Here is a 24,032-nt window from a genome sequence, read left to right as displayed (position 1 = left end):
AACTGAATCAAGCAATTCGTGTGGGTGCTTGTGGAATCAGACTGATAGTCAACAAGATTATCAGCATCACAAGTTACTCCGCGAGAAATCAAAGATGTAACCAACGATTGCTGAGCCAAGTTTAGGGTTTCTTAAAAACCCAAAGATGTTTGAACTGAAGAGTTTGATCATGGCTCAGATTGAACGCTGGCGGCAGGCCTAACACATGCAAGTCGAGCGGATGAGAGGAGCTTGCTCCTGGATTCAGCGGCGGACGGGTGAGTAATGCCTAGGAATCTGCCTGGTAGTGGGGGACAACGTTTCGAAAGGAACGCTAATACCGCATACGTCCTACGGGAGAAAGCAGGGGACCTTCGGGCCTTGCGCTATCAGATGAGCCTAGGTCGGATTAGCTAGTTGGTGAGGTAATGGCTCACCAAGGCGACGATCCGTAACTGGTCTGAGAGGATGATCAGTCACACTGGAACTGAGACACGGTCCAGACTCCTACGGGAGGCAGCAGTGGGGAATATTGGACAATGGGCGAAAGCCTGATCCAGCCATGCCGCGTGTGTGAAGAAGGTCTTCGGATTGTAAAGCACTTTAAGTTGGGAGGAAGGGCAGTAAATTAATACTTTGCTGTTTTGACGTTACCGACAGAATAAGCACCGGCTAACTCTGTGCCAGCAGCCGCGGTAATACAGAGGGTGCAAGCGTTAATCGGAATTACTGGGCGTAAAGCGCGCGTAGGTGGTTCGTTAAGTTGGATGTGAAATCCCCGGGCTCAACCTGGGAACTGCATTCAAAACTGTCGAGCTAGAGTATGGTAGAGGGTGGTGGAATTTCCTGTGTAGCGGTGAAATGCGTAGATATAGGAAGGAACACCAGTGGCGAAGGCGACCACCTGGACTGATACTGACACTGAGGTGCGAAAGCGTGGGGAGCAAACAGGATTAGATACCCTGGTAGTCCACGCCGTAAACGATGTCAACTAGCCGTTGGGAGCCTTGAGCTCTTAGTGGCGCAGCTAACGCATTAAGTTGACCGCCTGGGGAGTACGGCCGCAAGGTTAAAACTCAAATGAATTGACGGGGGCCCGCACAAGCGGTGGAGCATGTGGTTTAATTCGAAGCAACGCGAAGAACCTTACCAGGCCTTGACATCCAATGAACTTTCCAGAGATGGATTGGTGCCTTCGGGAACATTGAGACAGGTGCTGCATGGCTGTCGTCAGCTCGTGTCGTGAGATGTTGGGTTAAGTCCCGTAACGAGCGCAACCCTTGTCCTTAGTTACCAGCACGTTATGGTGGGCACTCTAAGGAGACTGCCGGTGACAAACCGGAGGAAGGTGGGGATGACGTCAAGTCATCATGGCCCTTACGGCCTGGGCTACACACGTGCTACAATGGTCGGTACAAAGGGTTGCCAAGCCGCGAGGTGGAGCTAATCCCATAAAACCGATCGTAGTCCGGATCGCAGTCTGCAACTCGACTGCGTGAAGTCGGAATCGCTAGTAATCGTGAATCAGAATGTCACGGTGAATACGTTCCCGGGCCTTGTACACACCGCCCGTCACACCATGGGAGTGGGTTGCACCAGAAGTAGCTAGTCTAACCTTCGGGAGGACGGTTACCACGGTGTGATTCATGACTGGGGTGAAGTCGTAACAAGGTAGCCGTAGGGGAACCTGCGGCTGGATCACCTCCTTAATCGACGACATCAGCTGCTCCATAAGTTCCCACACGAATTGCTTGATTCATTGAAGAAGACGAAAGAAGCAGCCCGAAATTGGGTCTGTAGCTCAGTTGGTTAGAGCGCACCCCTGATAAGGGTGAGGTCGGCAGTTCGAATCTGCCCAGACCCACCAATTTTGTGTGGGAAACGCCTGTAGAAATACGGGGCCATAGCTCAGCTGGGAGAGCGCCTGCCTTGCACGCAGGAGGTCAGCGGTTCGATCCCGCTTGGCTCCACCACTACTGCTTCTAAAGTTTGAAAGCTTAGAAATGAGCATTCCATCAAGATGATGATGAATGTTGATTTCTAGTCTTTGACTAGTTCGTTCTTTAAAAATTTGGGTATGTGATAGAAAGATAGACTGAACGTTACTTTCACTGGTAACGGATCAGGCTAAGGTAAAATTTGTGAGTTCTCTTAATTGAGGAATTCGAATTTTCGGCGAATGTCGTCTTCACAGTATAACCAGATTGCTTGGGGTTATATGGTCAAGTGAAGAAGCGCATACGGTGGATGCCTTGGCAGTCAGAGGCGATGAAAGACGTGGTAGCCTGCGAAAAGCTTCGGGGAGTCGGCAAACAGACTTTGATCCGGAGATGTCTGAATGGGGGAACCCAGCCATCATAAGATGGTTATCTTGTACTGAATACATAGGTGCAAGAGGCGAACCAGGGGAACTGAAACATCTAAGTACCCTGAGGAAAAGAAATCAACCGAGATTCCCTTAGTAGTGGCGAGCGAACGGGGACTAGCCCTTAAGTGGCTTTGAGATTAGCGGAACGCTCTGGAAAGTGCGGCCATAGTGGGTGATAGCCCTGTACGCGAAAATCTCTTGGTCATGAAATCGAGTAGGACGGAGCACGAGAAACTTTGTCTGAATATGGGGGGACCATCCTCCAAGGCTAAATACTACTGACTGACCGATAGTGAACTAGTACCGTGAGGGAAAGGCGAAAAGAACCCCGGAGAGGGGAGTGAAATAGATCCTGAAACCGTATGCGTACAAGCAGTGGGAGCAGACTTTGTTCTGTGACTGCGTACCTTTTGTATAATGGGTCAGCGACTTATTTTCAGTGGCGAGCTTAACCGAATAGGGGAGGCGTAGCGAAAGCGAGTCTTAATAGGGCGTCTAGTCGCTGGGAATAGACCCGAAACCGGGCGATCTATCCATGGGCAGGTTGAAGGTTGGGTAACACTAACTGGAGGACCGAACCGACTACCGTTGAAAAGTTAGCGGATGACCTGTGGATCGGAGTGAAAGGCTAATCAAGCTCGGAGATAGCTGGTTCTCCTCGAAAGCTATTTAGGTAGCGCCTCATGTATCACTGTAGGGGGTAGAGCACTGTTTCGGCTAGGGGGTCATCCCGACTTACCAAACCGATGCAAACTCCGAATACCTACAAGTGCCGAGCATGGGAGACACACGGCGGGTGCTAACGTCCGTCGTGAAAAGGGAAACAACCCAGACCGTCAGCTAAGGTCCCAAAGTTATGGTTAAGTGGGAAACGATGTGGGAAGGCTTAGACAGCTAGGAGGTTGGCTTAGAAGCAGCCACCCTTTAAAGAAAGCGTAATAGCTCACTAGTCGAGTCGGCCTGCGCGGAAGATGTAACGGGGCTCAAACCATACACCGAAGCTACGGGTATCATCTTCGGATGATGCGGTAGAGGAGCGTTCTGTAAGCCTGTGAAGGTGAGTTGAGAAGCTTGCTGGAGGTATCAGAAGTGCGAATGCTGACATGAGTAACGACAATGGGTGTGAAAAACACCCACGCCGAAAGACCAAGGTTTCCTGCGCAACGTTAATCGACGCAGGGTTAGTCGGTCCCTAAGGCGAGGCTGAAAAGCGTAGTCGATGGAAAACAGGTTAATATTCCTGTACTTCTGGTTATTGCGATGGAGGGACGGAGAAGGCTAGGCCAGCTTGGCGTTGGTTGTCCAAGTTTAAGGTGGTAGGCTGAGATCTTAGGTAAATCCGGGATCTTAAGGCCGAGAGCTGATGACGAGTGTTCTTTTAGAACACGAAGTGGTTGATGCCATGCTTCCAAGAAAAGCTTCTAAGCTTCAGGTAACCAGGAACCGTACCCCAAACCGACACAGGTGGTTGGGTAGAGAATACCAAGGCGCTTGAGAGAACTCGGGTGAAGGAACTAGGCAAAATGGCACCGTAACTTCGGGAGAAGGTGCGCCGGTGAGGGTGAAGGACTTGCTCCGTAAGCTCATGCCGGTCGAAGATACCAGGCCGCTGCGACTGTTTATTAAAAACACAGCACTCTGCAAACACGAAAGTGGACGTATAGGGTGTGACGCCTGCCCGGTGCCGGAAGGTTAATTGATGGGGTTAGCTAACGCGAAGCTCTTGATCGAAGCCCCGGTAAACGGCGGCCGTAACTATAACGGTCCTAAGGTAGCGAAATTCCTTGTCGGGTAAGTTCCGACCTGCACGAATGGCGTAACGATGGCGGCGCTGTCTCCACCCGAGACTCAGTGAAATTGAAATCGCTGTGAAGATGCAGTGTATCCGCGGCTAGACGGAAAGACCCCGTGAACCTTTACTATAGCTTTGCACTGGACTTTGAATTTGCTTGTGTAGGATAGGTGGGAGGCTTTGAAGCGTGGACGCCAGTTCGCGTGGAGCCATCCTTGAAATACCACCCTGGCAACTTTGAGGTTCTAACTCAGGTCCGTTATCCGGATCGAGGACAGTGTATGGTGGGTAGTTTGACTGGGGCGGTCTCCTCCTAAAGAGTAACGGAGGAGTACGAAGGTGCGCTCAGACCGGTCGGAAATCGGTCGTAGAGTATAAAGGCAAAAGCGCGCTTGACTGCGAGACAGACACGTCGAGCAGGTACGAAAGTAGGTCTTAGTGATCCGGTGGTTCTGTATGGAAGGGCCATCGCTCAACGGATAAAAGGTACTCCGGGGATAACAGGCTGATACCGCCCAAGAGTTCATATCGACGGCGGTGTTTGGCACCTCGATGTCGGCTCATCACATCCTGGGGCTGAAGCCGGTCCCAAGGGTATGGCTGTTCGCCATTTAAAGTGGTACGCGAGCTGGGTTTAGAACGTCGTGAGACAGTTCGGTCCCTATCTGCCGTGGACGTTTGAGATTTGAGAGGGGCTGCTCCTAGTACGAGAGGACCGGAGTGGACGAACCTCTGGTGTTCCGGTTGTCACGCCAGTGGCATTGCCGGGTAGCTATGTTCGGGAAAGATAACCGCTGAAAGCATCTAAGCGGGAAACTTGCCTCAAGATGAGATCTCACTGGAACCTTGAGTTCCCTGAAGGGCCGTCGAAGACTACGACGTTGATAGGTTGGGTGTGTAAGCGCTGTGAGGCGTTGAGCTAACCAATACTAATTGCCCGTGAGGCTTGACCATATAACACCCAAGCAATTTGCATGCTTCAAGCTGAAAAGCGGGAGAGCACCAGATTGCGGTGTGTGAAGACGAAATGAACCGAAAGTTCGAAAGACTCACAAAACACCAGCTGTCACATACCCAATTTGCTGAAGCGAGGCCATCTGGTCACGACTCGGTACCCGAATTTCTTGACGACCATAGAGCGTTGGAACCACCTGATCCCATCCCGAACTCAGCAGTGAAACGATGCATCGCCGATGGTAGTGTGGGGTTTCCCCATGTGAGAGTAGGTCATCGTCAAGATTAAATTCCGAAACCCCAATTGCGAAAGCAGTTGGGGTTTTGTTTTGCCTGTAGAAAAGTTTATCCGGGATAAAAGTTCGTGAAGACTATCAAGTTCAAATTCAAAGCCCCGTCACAATGGAAATTGCGACGGGGCTTTTTGCATTACCGTCAGCCGACGAATTGCCAAGGCGAGCCGCGACTGCATTATTGATCTTCAACATCACACTGGCTACGCGGTTAGCCCTCGTTCAGCTCAGTTTTACCGATTGAAGTGCTGACTTCGGTTATGTGTCGGCGACCGTAGACTTCGTATGTACGGCTGCCGTCATCGCTGTCCGGTTTACGCAATGCCAGTTGCGCGAACAAACCATTCTTTTCGCGGTAACTGCCGAACCAGTCGATCAAGGCGCCGATGTAACAATCATTGCCAATGAAGACCGGCAGGTCGGCGACTTTTTCAATGCTGTAATGCGCCGGGCCAAAGCTGTAGTAATCGTTTTCACCGACGCCGGTAGCCGGAATAGGGCAGAGCGGTTCTTTTGAAGGGATAGCGGCGGTTTCATTTACTTTCGCCACTGCGAGATTGAGCGCTCGGTGCAGATCGGGTTCGAGTTCGAATGTGCTGTTGCCGTCATCTTTGTGTTGAAGGACGGGCACGTCGAGGTCATAGCGATAACGGATCGTCACCGTAGGCACCTGGACGTTGATTTTCAGGGGGTTGAGCAAGTAGACCCGATCAGCGCCGTACTCGCTGTTTCGATAAGCCGCGTAAGTTTTGCCACGCAGGCTTATCCAGTCTACTGACTGATTAGCGCCGCGATCGTTGGTGTAGAACAGCGAACTTTCGGGCTCAACAGAGCGTTTGACGAACCGTTCTCCGTCTCGACGCCAGGTTTCCACATAGGTGAACAGACCTGTGCCCCCGGCGTAGGTATTTACGATCAGATCGCGCTGCCCGTCGCCATCCAGATCCTGCAAGGTATAAGAGGTCAGGCCGGCTTCGGCGGCGTCATTGATCCGCGAAGCGGTCAACGCTCGCCATTCATCGGCACCAACTCCTTCGGGCTGCGATGTCGGAAAGTGCGTTATCAAAGAGTCCTCGGCACTGGCCTCACCGTGAAAACCGCCAGCAGGAGTTTTCACGGCCAACACGGCAAGTACCCGATCCAGCGCAAATTCTGGATCATCTTTACTGGCGGCTTGAATGCGCTTTTGCAGATCTTCCAGTGCCAGTTCATCGAGGTCATCCGGTTGATAGGCAACCGCTGCCTGCCACTGCGCGCGTAACGCTTGCAGGCGCTCGCGATAATGCTGGCTCAGGCACGAAACGTTTTCGGCGCATTCATTGCGGGCTTTTAACCACAGCCGTTGAGTGCGCTTGAGTTCAGCTTGTGCGGGAGCAGAGGCTTTGAATAAATCCCGATAAACCAGGCCCATCTGCGCATCCAGTTCGTACAGCGATTTGTTCGCGCAAACAGTGTTTTCGACGGCATTCGCCGTTTTTGTGCAATCCATTCCAGTCGCCATTGCCTGCGGTATAAACAGCAGCGCACAGACAGACGTGATGCAGCGTCCTTTGATGTACACGATGTAAACCTTGTAGTGGAAAGTTAAACCGGCACGCAGGGTAATCGCCAGGCGATGAATCTTGAAGCGCCGGCTTCAGGGAATAGCGCTTCTGGCCGATAACCCATTCGGTGACTTAAAAGTCGCGCGAAATCGCTTGATAGCATTTGGCCGCCAGCTATTATCTGCGCGCCTCAAATTGCCCTCACTACAATTGTCTGGAAATCCTCGATGCAGTCGTATCACCAAAAGAGTTTTCTGATCGTCGATGATTTCTCGGATTTCCGCAGTTCCGTGCGTTCGATGCTGCGTGAACTCGGGGTCAAGGACGTCGACACAGCCGACACCGGCGAGCAGGCGCTGAAGATGTGTGCGCAGAAGTCGTACGATTTCATCCTGCAGGATTTCCACCTGGGCGACGGCAAGAAGAACGGCCAGCAGGTACTCGAAGACCTGATGCTGGAGAAACTCATCAGCCATGAAGCGGTGTTCGTCATGGTCACCGCCGAGACCAGTCAGGCGATGGTGCTTAGCGCTCTGGAGCACGAGCCGGATGCGTACCTGACCAAGCCGTTCAACCGCTCCGGTCTGGCCCAGCGTCTGGAGCGTCTGGAGCAGCGCAAGACGTTGCTCAAACCGATTCTGCAAGCCCTTGATCGTGGCAAACCGGTCGAGGTGCTCAACGCCTGCATTGCCTTGTGCAAACAGGACATTCGCTATTCGCCTTTGTGCCTGCGTTATCGCGCCGATGCGCTGCGCGACATGAACCAGAACGAAGCGCTGGAGCGTCTTTACGACAGCATCATCGCCGACCGACCGTTGCCGTGGGCCTTCGCCGGATTGGGCAAGTTGTTGTTCAAGCGCGGGCAGGTCGCCCAGGCTAAAGAAGTGTATGAAAAAGCCTTGAAAGTCTTCCCGATGATGCCAGCGCTGTACGACGGCATGGCCGATGTGCTGGTTGCCGAAGGCGACAGCAAAGGCGCACAGCGGGTGCTCGAAGAGGCTATTCGCCTGTCGCCCTTGGCGGTGCGCCGCCAGGCCTTGCTCGGCAAACTGGCGATGGCCAATGAAGATTTCGAGACGGCCTCACGGGCTTATCGCCAAGCGGTAGCGCAAGGCGCGCAGTCGCGTTTCAAGGATCCGGAGAGCAATCTCGGCCTCGCTCACGCGCTTATCAGCAAAGGCAGCGACCGCGGCCTCGACACACGCACGCGGCTGGAGATCAACACCACGCTCAGTGCGGTGGCCAAAGAGAATCCTACCGACCCCGGCCTGCAGATTCGCGCGCGTCTGATGAAGGCGACCAGCCTGCTGCTCAACGATGCCGAAACCGCCGACAAGCTCACTGAGCAAGCATTGATGCGCCTCGACGGCATGGAGCAATTCATGAGTCCGGAAGCGGCGCTGCTGGTCGCCAAGCAATTGCAGATGCTCGGGCAGGCCGAGGCGGGCACCTCGATGCTCAAGAGCTGCGCGGAGATCTACGGTGATGATCCAGCGGTGATGAAAGACATCGCCAAGCTGACCGATGACCCGACTATTCTCAGCTCCAGCAACGCTGCTGCCGATCTCAACCGTCAGGGCGTGCGGGTGTACAAGACCGGCAACCTGGTGGAGGCCCGCGAGGTTTTCCGCAAGGCGCTGAAAATGCAACCGAAGAACATCAGTATCGCGCTGAACATGGCCCAGTCGCTGCTCCACGGCACCGACACCAGTGTGCCGTCGGCGGAGCTGGACGAATGTCGGGCCTGCCTGAAAATGGTCGGCCTGATGCCCGACACCGACGCGCGTTTTGCGCGTTATCAGAAGCTGAAAAGCAAGGCGTTTGGCGAATGAACCACGACGAACAAGCTCTGGATTTTTCCACGGTGATCGCTTCCACCGTCCACGACATGAAGAACTCGCTGGCCATGCTGATGCAGGCCCACAGCCAATCGTTAAGACGTTTGCCGCAAGAGCTGCGCCAAGGCACGGAGCAGGGCGTGATCGACTTCGAGTTCGCCCATCTCAACGGCATGCTCGTGCAGTTGCTCGGGCTGTATAAGCTCGGCGTCAATCAGCTGCCGCTGCAACCGGCGTATCACGAACTTGATGACTTTATCGAGGCGCAACTGGCGGCGCATCAAGAGGTGTTTGCCAGTCGCGGGATCATCGCCACCTATGAAGTCGATCCACTGAGCCCGCTGGGTTTCTTCGACCGAGAGCTGATTGCTTCGGTGCTGGGCAACTGCATCAACAACGCCATTCGTTACGCCCGCGAATCGCTGCTGATTACCGTCAGTGACGAAGCCGGGCAACTGGTGCTGAGTATCAACGACGACGGCGACGGTTATCCGGCCGAGATGCTCGAGCGTCAGGCCGATTACGTGCAAGGCATCAATCACAGCAGCGGCAGCACCGGACTCGGTTTGTATTTTGCCAACCGTATCGCTGCGTTGCATCAGCGCAATGGTGTCGAAGGGCGCACCGAGATCAGCAACGGTGGACCGCTTGGCGGCGGGGTGTTCAGTCTGTATCTGCCGTGACAGGGTTTTTTGTTTGACGCTGCTTGATATTCCGAACAGCTGGAGCCTATTTTGTACGAGTCGCCGTTCGCGGCTCGCACAATAACAAGGATTGCGTCATGACAACCGATGGCCAGCGTTCACTCGCGCAGCGATTGACGGGCATTGATGAGATTGAATGTGTCACGCCGGATTTGAATGGCGTGCCGCGAGGCAAAGTGATGACCGCCGAAGGTTTTCTCGAAGGGCGGCGTTTGCAGTTGGCGCGAGGCGTGCTGCTGCAATGCATCATGGGTGGTTATCCTGCGGCGCGGTTTTACGGCAGCGATGATGGTGATCTCGCACTTATTGCCGAACCGACCCAGATCCATCGCTTGCCATGGAGTGACGAACCGCGTGCTCTGGCCATTTGCGATGCCGACGAACTGAGCGGCGAAAGCTCCAACCTGTCGACCCGCGGACAGCTCAAGAAGGTTATTGCCCGTTACGCCGCACGCGGCCTGGCGCCGGTGGTGGCGACCGAGCTGGAGTTTTTCGTCTTCGCGCCAAACACCGATCCGACACAACCGTTCCGCCCTCCCATTGGCCTCGACGGTCGTCGCGAGGATGGCCAGTCGGCGTTCAGCGTCAGTTCCAATAACGGCCTGCGACCGTTCTTCAGCGAAGTCTATAAATGCATGGCTGCACTCGGCCTGCCGCGCGATACCTTCATGCACGAGATGGGCGTCAGCCAGTTCGAGATCAATCTGCTGCACGGTGATCCGCTGCTGCTGGCCGACCAGACGTTCCTGTTCAAGCACCTGCTCAAGGAAGTCGCGCTCAAGCATGGCCTGAGCGTGGTGTGCATGGCCAAGCCACTGGCGCACACGCCGGGCAGTTCGATGCACATCCATCAGAGCATCGTCGAGATCGCCAGCGGCAAGAATGGGTTCAGTGACGCGCACGGTGAGCCGACGGCGATGTTCCGCCATTTCATCGCTGGTCAGCAGGCCGGCATGGCCGATTTCACCGCACTGTTTGCACCCAATGTGAATTCCTACCAGCGCCTGTGTCATCCGTACGCATCGCCGAATAACGCTTGCTGGTCCCACGACAACCGTGCGGCCGGGCTACGAATTCCGGCCAGTTCGCCGGTCGCTCGGCGGGTGGAAAATCGTTTGCCGGGAGCCGATGCGAATCCGTATCTGGCCATCGCCGCGAGTCTGGCCGCCGGCTTGCATGGCATCGAGCATGAGCTGGAGCCGAGCGCAGCCATTCAGGGTGAGTTCGAGGTGCCGGACAATCTTTCGCTGCCATGTACTTTGCATGCGGCGCTCGAGGGTCTGAAGCGTAGTCAATTGGCCAGGGAACTGTTCGGACAGGAGTTCATCGAAGGCTACATCGCTTCGAAGACCATGGAGTTGACCAGCTTCTTTGATGAAATCACTCCCTGGGAACGGCGTGTTCTAGCAGCCCAGGCCTGACGAACTGTCGCCACCGGGCTATCGTTTTGATAGTCCGGTCTTTACTGCAAGGAGCCGCTCGGAACGCCGATGCGCCAAATCTGGAAATCCTTTCGAGCGTTGTATTTCGCCTCGCTGATGATGTTGATCGGCTCGGGCCTTCTATCCACTTATCTGGCCTTGCGTCTGGCAGCTGACAACGTCGACGGCCTCTGGGTCGGTGCGCTGATGGCGGCCAACTATTTCGGTCTGGTGCTGGGCGGCAAGATCGGTCACCGGTTGATTGCGCGGGTCGGGCATATCCGTGCTTATTCAGCGTGTGCCGGGATCGTCGGGGCGGCGGTGTTGGGCCATGGGCTGGTCGATTGGCTGCCGGCGTGGCTGGTGCTGCGGACCATCGTCGGTCTGGGCATGATGTGCCAGTACATGGTCATCGAGAGCTGGCTCAACGAGCAGGCGGACGCCAATCAGCGAGGTCTGGTGTTCAGCGGTTACATGATCGCTTCGTACCTGGGCCTGGTGCTCGGTCAACTGATTCTGGTCATGCATCCGGGACTGGGTCTGGAATTGCTGATGCTGGTCGCGCTGTGCTTCGCGCTGTGTCTGGTGCCCGTGACGTTGACTCGACGGATTCACCCGGCGCCACTGCATCCGGCGCCGATGGAACCGCGCTTCTTTATCAAGCGAGTGCCGCAGTCATTGAGTACGGTGCTGGGGGCCGGTTTGATCATCGGTTCGTTCTACGGTCTGGCGCCGTTGTATGCCTCGCAACAAGGGCTGTCGACCGAGCAGGTCGGTCTGTTCATGGGTAGCTGCATCTTCGCCGGGCTGCTGGTGCAGTGGCCGCTGGGCTGGTTGTCCGATCGTTATGATCGAGCGCTGCTGATTCGCTGCTTTGCCGGATTCCTGGCGGTGGCGGCGTTGCCGTTGGCGGTGCTGCCGCAAGTCCCGCTGGAGGTGTTGTTCGGGGTTGGTTTCCTCTGTTCGCTGGTGCAGTTCTGTCTGTATCCGCTGGCGGTGGCGTTTTCCAATGACCACGTGGAAGGGGATCGCCGCGTTTCGCTGACCGCGATGCTGCTAGTGACTTATGGTGTCGGCGCGAGCATCGGGCCGTTGCTCGCGGGTGTGCTGATGAAGCTGTTCGGCAGCCAGAGCCTGTATGCGTTCTTCAGCTTCTTCGCGCTGGTGCTGGTGTGGCGGATCCGGCCGAAAGCCGTGACCAATCTGCATCAGGTCGACGACGCGCCGCTGCACCACGTGGCCATGCCGGACAGCATGTCCAGCTCGCCGCTGGTGGCCGCCCTCGACCCTCGCGTAGATGAGCAAGTGGTGCAGGAGCAGATGGTGCAGGACCCGGTGCAAACGCCGGCAAATCCCGAGCCTGAACCTGCTACTCCGTCAGAGCCTGCTGCAGAAGTCGAGCCGGATACCGATAATCCTGCGCCCGATCTCAGCGGCGGCAGACCCTGAACTGAGCAAAAAAACACCGCGCATAAAAAAGGGCAGTCCCGCCAGGGACTGCCCTTTTTATTGGTCGCTGCGAATCACATATCGTCTTTGTCGAAACGGCGGGCTTCACGTTGCAGCTGATAAACGAAACGCTCGACGTTACGCGCGGCCTGGCCACTGATGTTGTGGAAGCGCAGGCCGGCAAAGGTGATGTTGAGTTTTTCTTCGAAATGCAGGTAGCGCAGTTCGACGGAGATCGGCTGATTGCCAAACAGCGGCGGGGCGATCATGCGGTCGTAGACCTGACCCAATTGCAGACGGTCAGTGATGTCGCCTTCGAAACGCAGCTTGCAGCCGGTTGCGGAGATATCCAGCAGTTTGCCGTTGATCGGCGCCTTGAGCTTTTCGCCGCCCAGTTCAACGCTGACCAGATCAGTCAGTTTCAGCGCGGCGCGGAAAGCATTACGGCGCTGGTGGTAAACCACTTCAGTCGGTAGCTCGCCAGTGTAGAAGCGGTCGCCTTCGGATTCTTCAATGTTCAGCGTGCCGTTGCATTCCCAAGCGATACGAACGCCGTCGTGAAAACCTTCAACTCTGAACGGCTCGCCGGCCAGCAGAAAGCGTTCGCCATCACGCGGGATCATCTCGTCCAGGGCGATCGAAGCGCTGTCGCGGTCGACCTTGATCAGGTAGCTCTGAAAGCGCTGGCTGCGCTCATTGAAGGTAATGATCAGCGGATCGTGGCTCTCTTGCAGCTGGCGCAGGTTGCTGGAGATTTCCAGTGGCGTGGTAAGCACCTTAGGGGGCTGCGGAGCATCATCCGCGCTGAGGGCGTTGGACACGGTTTATCAATCTCCAGACAAAATATGACGACTTGCCAGCATTTTGCCAGCATGTTTCTCGGGTTGATAGTGCTGGCGCATCAACGGCTCATGCCTGGCTGAGCGGACGCGGTGTGGCGGGTTTGGCAAATGTACCGCTGGCGTTATAAAGCGCTGGCGCTTCACCACCGGTGAGGATCTTCAGCTGATTGGCCGTGGCGGCCTGCTGGATCTGAATCGACTGGCCATTTTTGACGTTGGCGGCCTGGCATTGCGCGATCAGATCGGTCAATGCGTCGCCTTGCGTCAACAACTGATCGCCAATGCTCGACTGGCCAGCCAATTGCACAAGACCTGTACGATCCGTCGGCAGGTTAAGGCTGGCGAGGATTTCGCTGCGTTTGCGGCCATGCTGTTCAAGCAGAATGATCAATGCCTGTTTGTGCGCCAGAATTTCTTCCAGCAGCGGCATGTCGCGACCGTGCAACGCGAGGGATTCGGTTTGCAACAACTCCAGCAATTGTTGAGCTGGAGCAAAGTCGTCGTTGATCAATTGCAATAAATTAGTGTCGTGCATGGCTGGCCTTGGGTTTTAAGCGTCCAAAAGCCTGGCGCAGGCAAAGGCCTAGCGCTGGGCTTCGAAGTTGAGCAGTTTGCTGGCTACACGGTTGCTGTCGACTTTATAGCTGCCATCGGCAATCGCGGCTTTCAACTCGGCCACGCGGGCTTTGTCGACAGCAGGTTGATCGCGCAGCTTGTCAGTGACCTTCTGCAACTGTTGAGCCTCATTACTGAGGTGTACCGATTCCCCGCTTTTTGCGGTACTGGCCGTATCGGCCTGGGTATTCAGCGGCGCGGAGGTGCCGGTTTCGGCGGTTTCCTTGGCGTTGCTGGTACGTGTACTGCCCGTAAGTGACGAGGAGCTGTTCAAACGGCTGAAATCGATGACCATGATAAAAACCTCTGGGAATTTGGACGCTTGCCATGTTTTCGGCCATCCCCTGGAAAACTTTAGGCACATTTACAATGAGCCTTGCATGCGCCGGCGCGTGTCCTGCTGCGGCACAGTTTAGGGAACAGCCGGGGCCAGCGCCAGTTTTCTACATCGCCACTTCCACTTGGCCCGGCGCGGTAACTTGCGCCTTGATGACCCGTTGCGAGTTGAGGTTTTTCACGCGGATCTGTTCTTTCAAACCGCCATTTGCCAGCGCTTCACCGGGCATGCGCACGGCGAGCGTGCCGCTGCGCGCAGTGATGACCACTTGATCGCCCTTGCGAATCACTTCGGCCTGTTCCAGATGAACCAGGGTAATGACCTGATCGGCTACCGTTGGTCGGGTTAATTTCTGCCCGATCGCTTCGTCTACCGAGGTCAGAAAGCCTTGGTTGATCGTGCTTACGTCGCGCTCTCGCAAGGTTACGTCTTGCGGCTCGATAATCCCTGCGCGTTTCAGCGGTCGAGTGGTTGTCACAATCTCGCGAAACAGGCGGACTTGAGCGGGCACGAACACGGTCCAGGGCGAGGCGCCCTCACAGCGAACCTTCACGGTAACCCGGCCCAGCGGGCGTGCCGAACTCTCCAAAGTCGCTGTCAATTCCTTGTCGCACATAGGCATGCGCATACGCGGGTCGAGCTGGTTGACTTCGATTTCGTAGCGGCCTTCCGTTTGACTGGTAGCGAGATAGTCTTCTACGGTGAACTCAAGAAAGCCCTGAGTGACGCCGATAAGCATGTCAGGCAAGGTAACCGCATCAGCAATGGCAGGGCTGCCAGCAAAAAAGCAGTAAATGGCGCACGCACTGCACAGCCCTCTGCGAAGGGGCGATGTCAGGCGTCGAAAAAATGTCGTTTGAGCGTTCATACGAGTTAAAAAGCAAGCGCCGTGCCGTTTAGCAATGAATGTGCGTCGCAACAACACTTGGCGTTGGTGTAGGAGTCTGGGCATGGCTGGTGTAATGGATTCGGTGAACCAGCGCACGCAACTGGTAGGGCAGAATCGCCTGGAGCTGCTGTTGTTCCGTCTTGACGGTCAGCAGCTCTACGGAATCAACGTGTTCAAGGTACGGGAAGTGTTGCAGTGCCCGTCGCTGACGTTGATGCCCAAGTCCAGTCCTGTCGTGTGCGGGGTGGCAAATATCCGGGGGGCGACCATTCCGATCCTTGATCTGGCAATGGCCACCGGTTCCGGAGCGTTGAAGGACAAGAACAACCCGTTTGTGATCATTACGGAGTACAACACCAAGACCCAGGGTTTCCTGGTCCGCTCGGTGGAGCGCATCGTCAACATGAACTGGGAAGAGATTCATCCACCGCCCAAGGGCACGGGGCGCGATCATTACCTGACCGCTGTGACTCGGGTGGACAATCAGTTAGTCGAAATCATCGATGTCGAGAAAGTGCTGGCGGAAGTTGCGCCGACACCGGAAGCGATTTCGGTGGGCGTGGTCGATGTCGAGACCCAGACCAAGGCATTGTCGTTGCGTGTCTTGACGGTCGATGACTCGTCGGTGGCGCGCAAGCAGGTCACGCGTTGTCTACAGACGATCGGTGTCGAAGTGGTGGCGCTGAACGACGGCAAGCAGGCGCTGGATTACCTGCGCAAGCTGGTCGATGAGGGCAAGAAGCCGGAAGAAGAGTTCCTGATGATGATTTCCGACATCGAGATGCCGGAGATGGACGGGTACACCCTGACGGCGGAAATCCGCGGCGACGCACGCATGCAAAAGCTTCATATCATCCTGCATACTTCGTTGTCCGGGGTATTCAATCAGGCGATGGTCAAGAAAGTCGGTGCTGATGACTTCCTGGCCAAGTTCCGTCCTGATGACCTGGCATCCCGGGTAGTCGACCGGATCAAAGCAGCAGATATCAGCTAGGAGCGTTTTGCTCCTGGCGGTCAACACGATTTAAGAGGCGGCATCATTGTCTACGGGTAATTTGGATTTCGAACAGTTCCGGGTCTTCCTGGAAAAAGCCTGTGGCATTTTGCTCGGTGAAAACAAGCAGTACCTGGTCTCGAGCCGTCTCAACAAACTGATGGAGCAGCAAGGCATCAAATCCCTGGGTGAGCTGGTTCAGCGCATCCAGACCCAGCCGCGCAGCGGTTTGCGCGAGCAGGTAGTCGATGCCATGACGACCAACGAAACCCTGTGGTTTCGGGACACCTATCCGTTTGAAGTCTTGAAGAACAAGGTGCTGCCTGAAGCGATCAAGGCCAGCCCCAACCAGCGTCTGCGGATCTGGTCGGCAGCCTGCTCGTCGGGTCAGGAACCGTACTCGCTGTCGATGTCGATCGACGAGTTCGAGCGCAGCAATCTCGGTCAGTTGAAAATGGGCGTGCAGATCGTTGCCACTGATCTGTCCGGCCTTATGCTGACCAACTGCAAGACCGGCGAATACGACAGCCTGGCGATCGGTCGCGGTTTGTCGCCGGAACGTCTGCAGCGTTACTTCGATCCGAAAGGGCCGGGGCGCTGGGTGATCAAGGCGCCGATCAAGAACCGCGTGGAGTTCCGCTCGTTCAACCTGCTCGACAGCTATGCGGCGCTGGGCAAGTTCGACATCGTGTTCTGCCGCAACGTGTTGATCTACTTCTCTGCCGAAGTGAAGAAAGACATCCTGTTGCGCATTCACAGCACGTTGAAGCCGGGCGGTTATCTGTTCCTTGGCGCTTCCGAGGCGCTGAACGGTTTGCCGGACCATTACCAGATGGTGCAGTGCAGCCCGGGGATCATTTACCAGGCGAAGTGATTGCAGTGGCGATACAAAAAAACGGCGGGCCCGCAAAGGCCTGCCGTTTTTTTTGCTCGAAGAAATTCTCCTTAACACCAAAAATCCCTGTGGGAGCGAGCTTGCTCGCGAAGAGGCCGTCACATTCTGCATTTGCATCGACTGACACACCGCCTTCGCGAGCAAGCTCGCTCCCACAGTTGTCCGGCGGTGATAGTGATGGGACGGCAAGCGGCAGAAAAGCGGCATCCGGCGGAAACCGGTTGCCGCTTTTCTGGCATTGCCGCTTTGCCGACTCCCGGCAAAGCCCCGGTTTATGAGGGTTTTGTGGTTTGGCACGGCGCTTGCTAAAGCTCAGTTACGAAAAACCGGTCACCTGAAGGTTCCCGACATGAGCATCAGCTTCGATAAAGCGCTCGGCATTCACGAAAAGGCATTGGGCTTCCGCGCCCAGCGTGCCGAAGTGCTGGCTAACAACATCGCCAACGCCGATACCCCGAACTACAAGGCGCGGGATCTGGACTTCTCCAAAGTGCTTGAAGCACAGACCCAGAAAAACGCCAACGGCACCATCGCGTTGAACATGACCAACAGCCGTCACATCGAAGCTGAAGGTCTGGGCAACGGCGACGAATCGCTGATGTATCGCACGCCGATGCAACCTTCGATCGACCAGAACACCGTGGACGCTCAACTGGAACAGTCGAACTACGCGGAAAACGCCGTCGGCTTCCAGGCCAGCTTCACCCTGCTCAACAGCAAATTCAAAGGGCTGGTGTCAGCCCTGCGCGGAGAGTAATTCATGTCCCTGTCCAGCGTTTTCAACATTGCCGGCAGCGGCATGAGCGCACAAACCACGCGTCTGAACACCGTGGCCTCGAACATCGCCAACGCCGAGACCGTCTCGTCGAGCATCGACCAGACCTACCGCGCCCGTCACCCGGTGTTCGCCACCATGTTCCAGGGCGGCCAGAACAGCGGCAGCAACTCGCTGTTCCAGAGCCAGGACGCGGCCGGTCAAGGCGTACAAGTGCTCGGTGTGGTCGAAGACCAGAGCAACCTCGAAGCGCGCTACGAGCCGAACCACCCGGCGGCCGACGCCAAAGGCTACGTCTACTACCCGAACGTCAATGTGGTGGAAGAAATGGCTGACATGATTTCCGCGAGCCGTTCTTTCCAGACCAACGCCGAAATGATGAACACCGCCAAAACCATGATGCAGAAGGTACTGACCCTCGGTCAGTAATAAGGGGCGACTGCCATGAGTGTTACCGATACCACCAGCACGCCGAGCCTGAAGGACATCCTCGCCAACTCGACGAAGACCAGCAGCACCACGACCGGCGGCATCGCCTCGGCGACCAACAGTGCCACTGGCGGTCAAGCGCTGGGCAAGGACGCGTTCCTGCAATTGCTGGTTACCCAGCTGAAAAACCAGAACCCGCTCGATCCGCAGGACAACAGTGCATTCGTTGCGCAGTTGGCGCAGTTCAGCAGCCTTGAAGGCATCACCACGCTCAACAGCACCGTGAGTGGCTTGGCCGGCAACTACAACTCGTCGCAAGCGCTGCAGGCTTCGTCGCTGGTCGGTCGCAACGTCATTGTGCAGACCAACACCGCGCAACTCGACGACCCGAGCAAAGGCCTGACCGGTTCGGTGAACCTGTCGACGTCCATTGCTGAAGGTGCCGTGACCATCACCGACAGCAGCGGCAAGACGGTTCGCACCATCGATCTGGGCAGTCGCGCCGCTGGCAGTGCCAGCTTCACCTGGGACGGCAAGGACACGTCCGGCACCCTCGTGCCGACCGGTACCTACACCTTCAAGGCGAGCGCACCGATCAACGGCACCGCGACCGATCTGGCCACTTACCTGCCGGCAACAGTCAACAGCGTGACGATCAGCCAGACCGGTGGCGAGCTGATGCTCAACCTGGCTGGCAAGGGCTCCGTTGCCCTGTCCAAAGTACAAACCATTGGTATATAGAGCCGACTAACCGGCAACAAAGGAGTGGAATATGTCTTTCAATATCGGCCTTAGCGGTCTCTATGCAGCCAACAAACAACTGGACGTGACCGGCAACAACATCGCCAACGTCGCGACCGCCGGTTTCAAATCGTCCCGTGCAGAATTCGAAGACGTTTACTCGGCAACCCGTCTGGGCACCGGTAGCAAAGTCATCGGCAACGGTGTGCGCCTGGCCAACGTTTCCCAGCAGTTCACTCAGGGTGACATCAACAACACCGGCAACGTGTTGGACATGGGTATCAACGGTTCCGGCTTCTTTACCATGAGCAACAACGGCTCGATTTCCTACACCCGTGCCGGTACTTTCAAAGTCGACGACGCCGGTTTCATCACCAACACCGACTACACCTCGCGCCTGCAAGGTTACGCTGTGGATTCCAGCGGCAAGATCATCAAGGGTGTGTTGACCGACCTGAAGATCGACACCTCGAACCTGGCACCGAAGTCCACTTCGGCCGTGGCTTCGAGCATCAACCTGAACTCATCGGCAAAGGTGATCGTTGATACCGGCGCCACCGCTGTCAAGTTCGATCCGTCCAAGGTCGAGACTTACACCGAGTCGTTCAGCACCCCGATCTATGACACCCAGGGCAACAAGCACAACATGGATCAGTACGTCGTGAAGACGGGCGAAAACACCTGGAAGGTGTACACGCTGGTCGATGGGCGCAATCCGGACGCGACCGGTAGTAATCCGGTGACGACCCCACCCACTGCTTCGACTCTGACGTTCGACAGTTCCGGCAAGCTGCTTCAGGTCAGCACTCCTGCCCCTGTTGCAGGTGATCCTGCGGTGATCAGCAGCGATCTGACACTGAAAAATTGGGTGCCGGGCACCGTGACCAATGGCAACTTCACGCCTAACGGCGCGGCTGCCAACCCGAATGGCGTGACCGTTTCCCTGGCCAAGACCACTCAGTACAACGCGGATACCTCGCGTACCATCCCGACTCAGGATGGTTACGCTACTGGCCAGATCACCAACCTGACCATCGACGGTACCGGTACGCTGTTCGCCAACTTCAGCAACAACCAGAACAAAGCGATCGGCCAGGTTGCACTGGCCAGCTTCACCAACGAGCAAGGTCTGCAAGCAGTAGGCGGTACCAGCTGGAAGGAAACCTTCGCTTCGGGTATCCCGGGTTATGACGCTCCGGAAACCGGCACACTGGGTTCCATTCAGTCCAACTCGCTGGAAGAGTCGAACGTGAACCTGACCAACGAGCTGGTAGACCTGATCAAGGGCCAGAGCAACTATCAGGCGAACGCCAAGACCATTTCCACTCAGAGCACCATCATGCAGACCATCATTCAGATGACCTGATTCTGGTTTGAGTCGTACCCAGGAGCCCCTCGTTTCGAGGGGCTTTTTTGTGGGCGTGGGAAGGGGTGGACGGCGGTTCTGCCGAACAGTTGTGCCGGAAGTATTCAGTCTGCCTCCGTTCACCTGGACACTCAGGGTTGTCAGATACGACGGGCGTGAGGGGGAAGGGCTTTTTCTCTCGGGCAAAAGAAAACCCCCGACACACCAGAAGTCTGTCGGGGGGTTCTTTTGCCTGGAAAGTCTCAGGCGTTTCGCAACGCCTGAGCGCTCAGCTTATTGGCAAGCTTCGCAATCCGGCTCGTCGATCGCGCAAGCCTTTGGCACTGGAGCAGGACCGGCAGGTGCTGCCAGAACCGAATCGTCGCCGTGGTTGCCGCCGCTGGAAACAGCGTTCAGCTTGCCGGTGTTGATGGTCGACTTCTCGGTGCTGGTCGCGGCCAGGGCACGGAGGTAGTAAGTGGTTTTCAGGCCACGGTACCAGGCCATGCGGTAGGTCACGTCGAGCTTCTTGCCCGATGCGCCAGCGATGTACAGGTTCAGCGACTGGGCCTGGTCGATCCACTTCTGACGACGGCTGGCGGCGTCAACGATCCACTTGGTGTCCACTTCGAACGCGGTCGCGTAGAGCTCTTTGAGTTCTTGCGGGATGCGCTCGATCTGCTGAACCGAACCGTCGTAGTACTTCAGGTCGTTGATCATGACCGAGTCCCACAGACCGCGAGCCTTGAGGTCGCGAACCAGGTACGGGTTGATCACGGTGAATTCGCCCGACAGGTTCGATTTCACATACAGGTTCTGGTAGGTCGGTTCGATCGACTGCGATACGCCAGTGATGTTGGCGATGGTCGCGGTCGGTGCGATGGCCATGATGTTCGAGTTACGAATGCCTTTCTGTACACGGGCGCGAACCGGTGCCCAGTCGAGGGTTTCGTTCAGGTCGACATCGATGTACTTCTGGCCACGGGCTTCGATCAGGATCTGTTGCGAATCCAGCGGCAGAATGCCTTTGGACCACAGCGAACCCTGGAATGTCTCGTACGCGCCGCGCTCGTCAGCCAGGTCGCAGGAGGCCTGGATCGCGTAGTAGCTGACCGCTTCCATCGACTTGTCGGCGAATTCGACGGCAGCGTCGGAACCGTAAGGAATGTGCTGCAGGTACAAAGCGTCCTGGAAGCCCATGATGCCCAGACCGACCGGACGGTGCTTGAAGTTGGAGTTCTTCGCTTGTGGCACCGAGTAGTAGTTGATGTCGATCACGTTATCGAGCATGCGCACGGCGGTATTCACGGTGCGTTGCAGCTTGGCGGTGTCCAGCTTGCCATCCACAATGTGGTTCGGCAGGTTGATCGAGCCCAGGTTGCAAACAGCGATTTCGTCCTTGTTGGTGTTCAAGGTGATCTCGGTGCACAGGTTCGAGCTGTGCACCACGCCGACGTGCTGCTGCGGGCTACGCAGGTTGCACGGGTCTTTGAAAGTCAGCCATGGGTGGCCGGTTTCAAACAGCATGGAGAGCATTTTGCGCCACAGGTCTTTGGCCTGGATGGTCTTGAACAGTTTGACCTTGCCTGGGTATTCGGTCAGGGCTTCGTAGTACTCGTAGCGCTCTTCGAAGGCTTTACCGGTCAGGTCGTGCAGGTCCGGTACTTCGGATGGCGAGAACAGGGTCCACTTGCCGTCATCGAAGACGCGCTTCATGAACAGGTCAGGGATCCAGTTGGCGGTGTTCATGTCGTGGGTACGACGACGATCATCACCGGTGTTCTTGCGCAGCTCGATGAACTCTTCGATGTCCATGTGCCAGGTTTCCAGGTAGGCACAGACAGCGCCTTTGCGCTTGCCACCCTGGTTAACGGCTACCGCGGTGTCGTTCACTACTTTGAGGAACGGTACAACGCCTTGGGATTTGCCGTTGGTGCCCTTGATGTACGAACCCAGTGCACGTACTGGCGTCCAGTCGTTGCCCAGGCCACCGGCGAATTTCGACAACATGGCATTGTCGTGGATCGCGTGATAGATGCCCGACAGGTCATCCGGCACGGTGGTCAGGTAGCAGCTCGACAGCTGTGGACGCAGGGTACCGGCGTTGAACAGGGTCGGGGTCGACGACATGTAGTCGAAGGACGACAGCAGGTTGTAGAACTCGATTGCACGGTCTTCTTTCTGCTTCTCTTCGATCGCCAGGCCCATGGCCACGCGCATGAAGAAAATCTGCGGCAGTTCGAAGCGCACGCCATCCTTGTGGATGAAGTAGCGGTCGTACAGGGTTTGCAGGCCCAGGTAGGTGAATTGCTGATCACGCTCGTGGTTGATCGCCTTGCCCAGTTTTTCCAGGTCGAAGGAGGCCAGCACAGGGTTCAGCAGTTCGAACTCGATACCTTTGGCGATGTAAGCCGGCAGTGCCTTGGCGTACAGGTCGGCCATTTCGTGGTGAGTGGCGCTTTCGGCCACACCGAGGAAGCCCAGGCCTTCGGCACGCAGGGTGTCCATCAACAGGCGTGCGGTCACGAACGAGTAGTTCGGCTCGCGCTCGACCAGGGTACGCGCGGTCATCACCAGCGCGGTGTTGACGTCGGTCAGGGCTACGCCGTCGTAGAGGTTTTTCAGGGTTTCGCGCTGGATCAGGTCGCCGTCGACTTCTTCCAGACCTTCGCACGCTTCGGTGACGATGGTGTTCAGGCGGCCCATGTCCAGCGGCGCCAGGCTACCGTCGGCACGGGTGATGCGGATCGACGGGTGAGCGTTGACTGCTTCTTCAGCCGGCGCGTGGGCAGCGCGTTCTTTCGAACGGCCGTCACGGTAGATCACGTAGTCGCGCGCGACTTTCTGCTCACCGGCACGCATCAGGGCCAGTTCGACCTGGTCCTGGATTTCTTCGATGTGGATGGTGCCACCCGACGGCATGCGACGCTTGAAGGTCGCGGTGACCTGTTCGGTCAGACGGGCAACGGTGTCATGGATTCGCGACGAAGCGGCAGCGGTGCCGCCCTCAACTGCGAGGAACGCTTTGGTGATAGCGACGGTGATCTTGTCATCGGTGTAAGGAACGACAGTGCCATTGCGCTTGATCACGCGCAGTTGACCAGGCGCGGTGGCTGCCAGATCCGAATTCGAATCAGCGGCCTGCGGCAAGGTGCCCTGCGGGTTCTCGCGAGTTGTGTCGGTTTGCATGGGGGGTGGTCTCCACATTCTCTATGTTTGTTTGGGCACCATCATGGTGCCCACCGTTCTGTCCAGAAGCACTACAGCCGACGGGCGTCGGGTATAACAACCTCGGGACAGTAGGAAAAAAGGCTGATGAAGCCGCATCCTTGCCGAAGTTTTTGGCTACGAGCCAGGGCCCGAACCGGATTCCTTCCCAGGTGACAGTAATGACTGCAACACCCGTACCGTTCTCGCCGCTGCGCGGTAAAAAACGGCGCCATCCGCAAGTGCGGTTTGGGCTTTGAAAAACTTGCTTGGTTCAACCGGAAACCGGCAATAAATCGCTTGAGTTTCAGGTCTGAAATGTGGTTGGGCGTTTAAGCGGAAAACCCTATATGTAGGGTCTCTCCCTGCGCCGTGCTACAAGATAATGCGTTTCACGGGTGCTTGCAACGTACTAGCTGTGGATAAACCTGTGCGTAAATTGTGTAAGAAATCCGGAATTCACGTGTAGGCCGCGAACCTGCTGAGCTAGACCGTCTGTCACTGTTTTTTTACCGGGAAAAACGCTTCAGCGGATTTTTAAGGGCGCGAACCCTATCACAAAAAACGGCCTTGTCCGAACGCATTTACCGACTTGTGTTCTGGCTGTACGCCGTTTATACA

General features: G+C 56.4%; 16 protein-coding genes, 2 tRNA genes and 3 rRNA genes. 15 read left to right on the top strand and 6 right to left on the bottom strand.

All coding sequences use genetic code 11. The features are described 5' to 3' along the window. Positions 1 to 151: 151 nt before the first annotated feature. The 5 genes from ACRRSD_RS07945 to rrf all read left to right on the top strand — a co-directional run bounded on the left by ACRRSD_RS07945 (position 152) and on the right by rrf (position 5,378). Positions 152 to 1,688 (top strand): 16S ribosomal RNA (locus tag ACRRSD_RS07945). 81 nt (positions 1,689 to 1,769) lie between these two features. Next, positions 1,770 to 1,846: transfer RNA gene (locus tag ACRRSD_RS07940), tRNA-Ile, on the top strand. A gap of 30 nt (positions 1,847 to 1,876) precedes the next feature. After that, a tRNA-Ala gene (locus ACRRSD_RS07935) sits at positions 1,877 to 1,952 on the top strand. Between the two features lie 247 nt (positions 1,953 to 2,199). After that, a 23S ribosomal RNA gene (locus ACRRSD_RS07930) occupies positions 2,200 to 5,093 on the top strand. 169 nt (positions 5,094 to 5,262) lie between these two features. Next, positions 5,263 to 5,378: ribosomal RNA gene (gene rrf, locus ACRRSD_RS07925) — 5S ribosomal RNA — on the top strand. The 16S, 23S and 5S rRNA genes sit together here with 2 tRNA genes alongside, the layout of an rRNA operon. Positions 5,379 to 5,597: 219 nt before the next feature. On the opposite strand, the gene ACRRSD_RS07920 is transcribed toward rrf, so the two are convergent. Then, entirely contained in the window at positions 5,598 to 6,875 is a 1,278-nt protein-coding gene (locus ACRRSD_RS07920; protein ID WP_435037722.1) for a lysozyme inhibitor LprI family protein, read from the bottom strand. A 282-nt stretch (positions 6,876 to 7,157) separates the two neighbouring features. On the opposite strand from ACRRSD_RS07920, the gene ACRRSD_RS07915 reads away from it, so the two are divergent. The 4 genes from ACRRSD_RS07915 to ACRRSD_RS07900 all read left to right on the top strand — a co-directional run bounded on the left by ACRRSD_RS07915 (position 7,158) and on the right by ACRRSD_RS07900 (position 12,342). Continuing rightward, positions 7,158 to 8,762 carry a response regulator gene (locus tag ACRRSD_RS07915; protein WP_435037721.1) on the top strand — a complete coding sequence of 535 codons (1,605 nt, stop codon included), beginning with the start codon at positions 7,158 to 7,160 and terminating at the stop codon, positions 8,760 to 8,762. After that, a complete protein-coding gene (locus tag ACRRSD_RS07910) occupies positions 8,759 to 9,451 on the top strand; it encodes a sensor histidine kinase (RefSeq protein WP_435037720.1) in 693 nt (230 codons plus the stop codon). The genes ACRRSD_RS07915 and ACRRSD_RS07910 overlap by 4 nt, the downstream gene beginning before the upstream one ends. A 200-nt stretch (positions 9,452 to 9,651) precedes the next feature. Continuing rightward, positions 9,652 to 10,893, top strand: a complete 1,242-nt coding sequence (locus ACRRSD_RS07905; protein WP_435038486.1) for a glutamine synthetase family protein — start codon at positions 9,652 to 9,654, stop codon at positions 10,891 to 10,893. Positions 10,894 to 10,962: 69 nt separating this feature from the next. Then, positions 10,963 to 12,342, top strand: a complete 1,380-nt coding sequence (locus ACRRSD_RS07900) for an MFS transporter (RefSeq protein WP_435037719.1) — start codon at positions 10,963 to 10,965, stop codon at positions 12,340 to 12,342. A 74-nt stretch (positions 12,343 to 12,416) separates the two neighbouring features. Here the strand turns inward: ACRRSD_RS07900 and ACRRSD_RS07895 are convergent, their stop codons facing one another. The 4 genes from ACRRSD_RS07895 to flgA all read right to left on the bottom strand — a co-directional run bounded on the left by ACRRSD_RS07895 (position 12,417) and on the right by flgA (position 15,004). Then, positions 12,417 to 13,163, bottom strand: a complete 747-nt coding sequence (locus ACRRSD_RS07895; protein WP_435037718.1) for a flagellar brake protein — start codon at positions 13,161 to 13,163, stop codon at positions 12,417 to 12,419. Between the two features lie 88 nt (positions 13,164 to 13,251). After that, the gene (locus ACRRSD_RS07890; RefSeq protein ID WP_435037717.1) at positions 13,252 to 13,719 is read right to left on the bottom strand and encodes a flagella synthesis protein FlgN; all 468 of its coding nucleotides are present in this window, start codon (positions 13,717 to 13,719) and stop codon (positions 13,252 to 13,254) included. Positions 13,720 to 13,767: 48 nt separating this feature from the next. Continuing rightward, the gene (gene flgM / locus ACRRSD_RS07885) at positions 13,768 to 14,094 is read right to left on the bottom strand and encodes a flagellar biosynthesis anti-sigma factor FlgM (RefSeq protein WP_435037716.1); all 327 of its coding nucleotides are present in this window, start codon (positions 14,092 to 14,094) and stop codon (positions 13,768 to 13,770) included. 148 nt (positions 14,095 to 14,242) lie between these two features. Continuing rightward, positions 14,243 to 15,004, bottom strand: a complete 762-nt coding sequence (gene flgA / locus ACRRSD_RS07880) for a flagellar basal body P-ring formation chaperone FlgA (RefSeq protein ID WP_435037715.1) — start codon at positions 15,002 to 15,004, stop codon at positions 14,243 to 14,245. 82 nt (positions 15,005 to 15,086) lie between these two features. Between flgA and ACRRSD_RS07875 the strand changes: the two genes are divergently transcribed. The 6 genes from ACRRSD_RS07875 (at position 15,087) to flgE (ending at position 20,225) form a co-directional block, all read left to right on the top strand. Continuing rightward, complete coding sequence (locus ACRRSD_RS07875) at positions 15,087 to 16,019, top strand: chemotaxis protein CheV (protein WP_007917585.1); 933 nt, start codon at positions 15,087 to 15,089, stop codon at positions 16,017 to 16,019. A 46-nt stretch (positions 16,020 to 16,065) separates the two neighbouring features. Continuing rightward, the gene (cheR, locus tag ACRRSD_RS07870; protein ID WP_007917583.1) at positions 16,066 to 16,893 is read left to right on the top strand and encodes a protein-glutamate O-methyltransferase CheR; all 828 of its coding nucleotides are present in this window, start codon (positions 16,066 to 16,068) and stop codon (positions 16,891 to 16,893) included. Positions 16,894 to 17,263: 370 nt separating this feature from the next. After that, positions 17,264 to 17,671 carry a flagellar basal body rod protein FlgB gene (gene flgB / locus ACRRSD_RS07865; RefSeq protein WP_007917581.1) on the top strand — a complete coding sequence of 136 codons (408 nt, stop codon included), beginning with the start codon at positions 17,264 to 17,266 and terminating at the stop codon, positions 17,669 to 17,671. Positions 17,672 to 17,674: 3 nt separating this feature from the next. After that, positions 17,675 to 18,118 carry a flagellar basal body rod protein FlgC gene (gene flgC / locus ACRRSD_RS07860; RefSeq protein ID WP_003227217.1) on the top strand — a complete coding sequence of 148 codons (444 nt, stop codon included), beginning with the start codon at positions 17,675 to 17,677 and terminating at the stop codon, positions 18,116 to 18,118. 15 nt (positions 18,119 to 18,133) lie between these two features. Then, positions 18,134 to 18,859: a flagellar hook assembly protein FlgD gene (gene flgD / locus ACRRSD_RS07855; RefSeq protein ID WP_435037714.1), complete on the top strand. Its 726-nt coding sequence runs from the start codon at positions 18,134 to 18,136 to the stop codon at positions 18,857 to 18,859. A gap of 31 nt (positions 18,860 to 18,890) precedes the next feature. Further along, on the top strand, positions 18,891 to 20,225 hold the full coding sequence (flgE, locus tag ACRRSD_RS07850; protein WP_435037713.1) for a flagellar hook protein FlgE: 1,335 nt from the start codon (positions 18,891 to 18,893) through the stop codon (positions 20,223 to 20,225). 273 nt (positions 20,226 to 20,498) lie between these two features. On the opposite strand, the gene ACRRSD_RS07845 is transcribed toward flgE, so the two are convergent. After that, a complete protein-coding gene (locus ACRRSD_RS07845; RefSeq protein ID WP_095051108.1) occupies positions 20,499 to 23,393 on the bottom strand; it encodes a ribonucleoside-diphosphate reductase subunit alpha in 2,895 nt (964 codons plus the stop codon). Between the last annotated feature and the right edge of the window lie 639 nt (positions 23,394 to 24,032).

This window comes from Pseudomonas neuropathica (assembly GCF_051174785.1).
Taxonomy (GTDB): domain Bacteria; phylum Pseudomonadota; class Gammaproteobacteria; order Pseudomonadales; family Pseudomonadaceae; genus Aquipseudomonas; species Aquipseudomonas neuropathica_A.
Note: the sequence above shows the minus strand (reverse complement) of the source record. Positions and strands in the feature narration are given on the sequence as shown.

Bases quoted from the DNA above. Each gene is read 5' to 3' on its own strand.
- flgM (WP_435037716.1), bottom strand. From the start codon at position 14,094: ATGGTCATCGATTTCAGCCGTTTGAACAGCTCCTCGTCACTTACGGGC.
- ACRRSD_RS07875 (WP_007917585.1), top strand. From the start codon at position 15,087: ATGGCTGGTGTAATGGATTCGGTGAACCAGCGCACGCAACTGGTAGGG.
- ACRRSD_RS07905 (WP_435038486.1), top strand. From the start codon at position 9,652: ATGACCGCCGAAGGTTTTCTCGAAGGGCGGCGTTTGCAGTTGGCGCGA.
- ACRRSD_RS07890 (WP_435037717.1), bottom strand. From the start codon at position 13,719: ATGCACGACACTAATTTATTGCAATTGATCAACGACGACTTTGCTCCA.
- flgC (WP_003227217.1), top strand. From the start codon at position 17,675: ATGTCCCTGTCCAGCGTTTTCAACATTGCCGGCAGCGGCATGAGCGCA.
- flgA (WP_435037715.1), bottom strand. From the start codon at position 15,004: ATGAACGCTCAAACGACATTTTTTCGACGCCTGACATCGCCCCTTCGC.
- ACRRSD_RS07915 (WP_435037721.1), top strand. From the start codon at position 7,158: ATGCAGTCGTATCACCAAAAGAGTTTTCTGATCGTCGATGATTTCTCG.
- flgD (WP_435037714.1), top strand. From the start codon at position 18,134: ATGAGTGTTACCGATACCACCAGCACGCCGAGCCTGAAGGACATCCTC.
- ACRRSD_RS07910 (WP_435037720.1), top strand. From the start codon at position 8,759: ATGAACCACGACGAACAAGCTCTGGATTTTTCCACGGTGATCGCTTCC.
- ACRRSD_RS07845 (WP_095051108.1), bottom strand. From the start codon at position 23,393: ATGCAAACCGACACAACTCGCGAGAACCCGCAGGGCACCTTGCCGCAG.
- ACRRSD_RS07920 (WP_435037722.1), bottom strand. From the start codon at position 6,875: ATGGATTGCACAAAAACGGCGAATGCCGTCGAAAACACTGTTTGCGCG.
- flgE (WP_435037713.1), top strand. From the start codon at position 18,891: ATGTCTTTCAATATCGGCCTTAGCGGTCTCTATGCAGCCAACAAACAA.
- flgB (WP_007917581.1), top strand. From the start codon at position 17,264: ATGAGCATCAGCTTCGATAAAGCGCTCGGCATTCACGAAAAGGCATTG.
- ACRRSD_RS07900 (WP_435037719.1), top strand. From the start codon at position 10,963: ATGCGCCAAATCTGGAAATCCTTTCGAGCGTTGTATTTCGCCTCGCTG.